This window comes from Microcystis sp. M53598_WE2 (assembly GCF_030067735.1).
GTDB lineage: Bacteria > Cyanobacteriota > Cyanobacteriia > Cyanobacteriales > Microcystaceae > Microcystis > Microcystis aeruginosa.
Genome location: NZ_JASJFE010000229.1, coordinates 1 through 5273, shown reverse-complemented (window position 1 = coordinate 5273; position 5273 = coordinate 1). Strand labels below are relative to the sequence as shown.

At 42.8% G+C, this 5273-nt stretch carries 5 protein-coding genes; 2 read left to right on the top strand and 3 right to left on the bottom strand.

Annotated elements, in window-relative coordinates:
• Positions 1-210 precede the first annotated feature (210 nt).
• From PX636_RS04845 to PX636_RS04835, 3 genes are all read right to left on the bottom strand, one after another.
• Positions 211-1545, bottom strand: a complete 1335-nt coding sequence (locus PX636_RS04845) for a TrkH family potassium uptake protein (RefSeq protein WP_288116371.1) — start codon at positions 1543-1545, stop codon at positions 211-213.
• Between the two features lie 9 nt (positions 1546-1554).
• On the bottom strand, positions 1555-2703 hold the full coding sequence (locus PX636_RS04840; protein ID WP_288116370.1) for a glycosyltransferase family 4 protein: 1149 nt from the start codon (positions 2701-2703) through the stop codon (positions 1555-1557).
• A gap of 168 nt (positions 2704-2871) precedes the next feature.
• Positions 2872-3027: a DUF2256 domain-containing protein gene (locus tag PX636_RS04835; protein ID WP_002731581.1), complete on the bottom strand. Its 156-nt coding sequence runs from the start codon at positions 3025-3027 to the stop codon at positions 2872-2874.
• 36 nt (positions 3028-3063) lie between these two features.
• Between PX636_RS04835 and PX636_RS04830 the strand changes: the two genes are divergently transcribed.
• Together PX636_RS04830 and PX636_RS04825 are read left to right on the top strand one after the other, a co-directional pair.
• On the top strand, positions 3064-3864 hold the full coding sequence (locus PX636_RS04830) for an RNA methyltransferase (RefSeq protein ID WP_002798295.1): 801 nt from the start codon (positions 3064-3066) through the stop codon (positions 3862-3864).
• Between the two features lie 27 nt (positions 3865-3891).
• Complete coding sequence (locus PX636_RS04825) at positions 3892-5073, top strand: serine hydrolase (RefSeq protein ID WP_288116368.1); 1182 nt, start codon at positions 3892-3894, stop codon at positions 5071-5073.
• Positions 5074-5273: the final 200 nt, after the last annotated feature.

Genomic DNA, 5273 nt, shown 5'->3' with positions numbered 1-5273 from the left:
TTATCTGGCAAGAGACTTAATTGATTAGCTCGTTCTAGATTGAAAACAATTGGCAAAAATCGAAGCAATGTCTTTCTATATAAGGGTTTCATCCCTTATAACTCCCGTCCATTGCATAACACAAACCGAAGAACCACTGTTACGCATTTAAAATGCTAGTGTCAATGAGTGAGGAGACAGGAGAAACTGATAACTGATAACTGATATTAATTATCCCACTAAAAGGTTTTCTTCGGGGTAATTAATAACTGTTGGTTTCGGATCGCCGATGATAGCCGCTATTAAAAGTATAACTCCTACCCGTCCCAGATACATCATAAAAACAATAATTAACTTAGAAATCGGCGATAAAGCGGCGGTTATCCCCATAGATAGGCCGACAGTTCCAAAGGCAGAAACTACCTCAAAAAACAGCTGAATCATTTGAAAATCTGTCTCCACAAATGAGATGGCTAGGGTGGAGACAATAATCGCTATAACCGAACCAAAAACCACCGCCATTGACTTTAAAATTAACGGCATAGGAATGCGTCTTTGATAAAGAGTCACTTCTTCACGACCTCTTAAAACCGAGCGAGTACAATTATATAAAATCCTAACAGTTGTGGTTTTAATACCTCCCCCTGTACCGCTAGGACTGGCTCCTATAAACATGAGAGCCATGGTAATTAATAAACCTTCTACGGAAATTTTACCAATATCAATGGTATTAAATCCGGCTGTTCTCGATGTTACCGATTGGAACCAAGCGGCCAGCAATTTATCTTTAAGTGATAAATTAGCTAAAGTGTCACCATTTCCCTGTTCAGTAAGTAAAAAAGCCAAGGTTCCTATCACTAATAAAAATATAGTTGTGCTGATAGCAACTTTATAGTTAAGGGAAAAAACAAAGCCTTTTCGTTTATATTGAAAGCGGTAAATAAACCAAGTGTAAAACTCGATAATTACCTGATAGCCGATACCTCCAAAAATGATCAATCCTGTGATAGATAAGTTAATAATAATTGAAGACTGATAGGACATTAAGTTATCTTTAAACAAGCCAAAACCCGCATTATTCCAAGCACTAATACTATGAAATAAAGATAACCACACCGCATATCTAAAATCATACTTTTGGGCAAAGACAGTTAACATAACCAAAGTTGCTGTTAACTCAAAAACTAGAGTAGTAGCAATCACTGATTTCATTAAACTTTGACTACCTTGTAGGAAAGGTCGATCAAAGGATTCTTGAATCGCTAACTTCTGTCTCAGGTCAAATTTTCGCCCAATTAATAACATTAAAAAAGTGGTAGTGGTCATATATCCCAACCCCCCCACTTGCACTAATAAAGCAATAAATAATTGACCCCAAAAAGAAAAATAAGTACCCGTATCTACTACTGCTAAACCCGTGACACAGACAGCAGAAGTGGAGGTAAAGAGGGCAACAATTGGGTCATTCCAAGTGCCGCTAGTGGTAGAAACAGGCAACATCAACAGGGAAGTTCCCGCTAAAATTACCGCAATAAATCCCAAGCAAATTGTCCGGGCAATCGTCATATAAATTCCTTAGTGAAAGTAGCTAAGAGAAGATTGTTTTTTGGCTAACACTTCTTGATAAACTAACTGTAAGCGATCAATATTTTTACTGAGAGTGTAAGAGTCTAAAACTCTTTCACGGGCCTTTTGACCTAAAATTGTGGTTAATTCGGGATGATCTCGTAAGACGGGCAAGAGAGTTTTTAATTGGGTAATTAGTCCTTTAGTATCTAGAACTATTCCCGCACCTTTTAACACTTCCCCATCGGCCCCCACATCCGTAGCCATACAAGCAACACCGCAGGCCATCGCTTCTAAGAGGGAAATCGATAAACCTTCCACTAATGAGGGTAAAATAAAGCAGTCAACCCCGCGCAAAATTTCAATTCGTTTATTTTCATCGCCGATAAAACCTAACCAGATAATACCATCTTCTTCTCCATAAAAAGGTTTGAGGGAAGGAGTTAACGGACCATCGCCAACAATGAGCAGTTTGCATCTACCCCCTAAATTGGTTTTTTTCCAAGCTTTCAATAAAGATTCTACATTTTTCTCCGGCATGATCCGACCGAGATAAACAAATAAACAATCGGCATTATATTGAGCTTTAATATTCGAGGGACCTGGACAATACTTATTAACATCAACCCCATTGGGAATAATTGCTAATTTTTCTTCGGGAACCCCCAATTTAACTAAAAAATCCCGTTGAGAGGTGGAAAAAATAATTACCTTATCGTAATTAGCTAAAAAAGGGGCGTGTAGTTGGTAGGTTAATAATTGGGTACTAGAGATGAGATTGCGAATTTTACTATCAAAAGCCGGGTGAAAAGTCGCCACCAGAGGCAAATCTAAAGACTCACAAATTTCCGGTAGCAGAAAATCGAGGGGAGACAGGGGTAAGGACGCATGAACTAGATCGGGTTTCAGTTCCCTGAGCTTATCCTGTAGAACCCGACTCGATTTCAGGGTGGGAATAGTATAGACTTGGGAACTATAGAGACGTGGCAGGGTGATTTCGTCGTAAAAGTCGGGCCAATCGCTTACGGTGGGTTTTTCGGAAGAAAAATGCAGAAAACTGACTTGATAATCTCGATCGAGCAGGGAATTAGTCACTTCTCGCCCATAGGTAACGTTACCGCAAAAAGGAGATTTTTTTCCTAACCAGGCAATGTGCATTGAGATTCTCTTAAGAAAAAGTTAATTTAGCCAAATATCAGCTTACTAAATTAGCCGTAAAATTAAAAGCTAATAGAGTACCTAAAACAATTAATTACCCATCTAAGTCCTCAGCCAAAAATTGCCTTTTGTAAGAGTGCCTATTTGATAGTTAAAATTCTCGGCTTTTTACTGATTGGCCGAGGACTTGCGACGACGACAACGTTCTGAACAGTATTTGACCTCATGCCAACAGTTTTGCCACTTTTTGCGCCAAGTAAAGGATAAACCGCAAACGGGACAAATTTTACTGGGAAGATCGGACTTCGAGAGCTGACGTGCCATGATTAAAATTAAAAAGTCAAAAACTGCGCCTTATCTATGAGTGTAGATGAAAATAATCAGAGTTCCCCACTCGATCGCCTGAGAATTATTTTGGTCGAACCAGCAGGAGCCTTAAATGTGGGTTCCACCGCCAGAATTATGCGGAATATGGGCTTAAGTCGCTTAATTATCGTCAATCCCGCCTGTGATATCCTGGGAGAAGAAGCGCGACGCATGGCAGTACACGGGATTGAAGTCCTAGAAAACTGTTCACGGGTAGCCACCCTTGGGGAAGCTTTGCAGGGTTGTCATCGCATCATTGCCACCACCTCGAAACCCCGTCACCTGAATACTCCCCTCGAAACACCCCGGGCCGCTTTACCCTGGTTACTCACCCCTAACCTGGAATCGGCCTTAATTTTCGGGCCAGAAGACCGGGGTTTAAGTAACAGCGAACTGAACCACGCCCAGCGTTTTGTCGGTATTCCCGCTAATCCTCAATATTCCTCCCTTAATCTGGCCCAAGCGGTGGCGGTTTGCTCCTACGAACTGTACCAAAGGGCGACGGAAAATAGGCTCGAACCCCCGTTAGAAACGCCACCTAATGCCACTTTTGAGGCTCTAGAAGGCTATTATCAGCACTTGGAGAGCTTTTTGCTCAAAATTGGCTATCTTTACCCCCACACCGCCGCCGCTAGGATGGAGAAATTCCGGCAATTTTATCATCGGGCCCGGCCCACGGTGGAGGAATTAGCCCTGCTGCGGGGTATTATCGGTCATATTGAAAGTATCGGGCAACTTTTTCTCGGTCTTGATAGTCTCAAGGGCAAGAAAAAAAATTCTCCTAGCGATCGATAATAAATCTGGATACCCTTGAGGAAAACCGTGACTCGTCAAGTAACTCGTCGTCCTACTAAAGTCCAATCTGGCCCTGGGTCCCCTAAGTCCATGGACTCAAACAACAAAAAAAAGTCTTTACCGGTTAAAAGGGCAAAAAAACAGCGTAAACCTAACCTAATCGCTTCTTTTCTCCTTCAGGTTCTTCGCTTCTCTATCCTTGGTGTCGGTTTAGGTGCGATCGCTGGTACGGTTTTAACGGTGGTGGATCCGAGCAAATTACCCCTACACCCAAAACCCACCGCTACTAATTCCCCGACTCCCCAACCCGTCACCCCAAAACCGACCACCTTAGTTTTCAACGAAAATCTCAGCAGCCTTAACCAGAAATTACAGGCTTTAGTGGTCAAATATCCGAAATTACAGGCGGGAGCCTTATTTATTGACCTCGATAACGGTGCTTACGCTAATTTTCGCGGAGATACTATTTTTGCTGCCGCTAGTACGATTAAAATCCCGATTCTGGTCGCCTTTTTTGAGGATGTGGATGCGGGAAAAATTCGTCTCGATGAACCCCTTGTGGCCACTAAGGATGTCCTGGCCAGTGGGTCCGGGGATATGCAGTATCTAGGAGTGAATAAAACCTATACTGCCCTAGAAACCGCCACTAAAATGAACGTAATTAGCGATAATACCGCTACTAATATGTTAATTAAGCGTATGGGCGGCAAAGAGGCTCTTAATCAGCGTTTTCAAGCTTGGGGTTTGACCAGTACGGTAATTAATAACGCTTTACCTGACTTGGAAGGAACCAATACCACAAGTCCGAGAGATTTGGTGACAATCTTAGGAAAAGTTAATCAAGGGGAATTACTCAGTTTACGTTCCCGCGATCGTCTATTGAATATTATGCAGGAAACGCGCACTCGCACCCTGCTGCCGCAAGGTATCGAGAAATCTGCCAATATTGCCCATAAAACTGGTGATATTGGCTCGATGTTAGCGGATGCGGGGATTATTGATATGCCCAACGGCAAACGCTATCTAGGAGCAGTGATGGTCAAACGTCCCCACAATGATAGTAACGCTAGGACTCTGATTCAACAAATATCGCGCACGGCCTACCAACACTTTAAATGGTATCAAACTCAACCCGCAGCCAAACCGCAACCGGTCGCCCAATCTTCTCCCTCTCCTAGTCCGGTCCTTAGTCCTAGTCCGGGTAATTAGGGTTTGCGGCAAAAAGTTTTTCGTGGGGGTAGGGTGTGGGGTGTGGGGTGTGGGGTGTGGGGTGTGGGGTTTTACCCATTTTCAGGTGGTCAATTACCTAATTTTCAGGGAAAAAGTCCAGGAACTTTGCCCCCGATCCCCGCAATGGCTGGCACTTTTTGAGGTCAAAAAAGTCTAAAAGTCTTATCCAACAAGGTTTT

Bases quoted from the DNA above. Each gene is read 5' to 3' on its own strand.
- PX636_RS04830 (WP_002798295.1), top strand. From the start codon at position 3,064: ATGAGTGTAGATGAAAATAATCAGAGTTCCCCACTCGATCGCCTGAGA.
- PX636_RS04835 (WP_002731581.1), bottom strand. From the start codon at position 3,027: ATGGCACGTCAGCTCTCGAAGTCCGATCTTCCCAGTAAAATTTGTCCC.
- PX636_RS04840 (WP_288116370.1), bottom strand. From the start codon at position 2,703: ATGCACATTGCCTGGTTAGGAAAAAAATCTCCTTTTTGCGGTAACGTT.
- PX636_RS04845 (WP_288116371.1), bottom strand. From the start codon at position 1,545: ATGACGATTGCCCGGACAATTTGCTTGGGATTTATTGCGGTAATTTTA.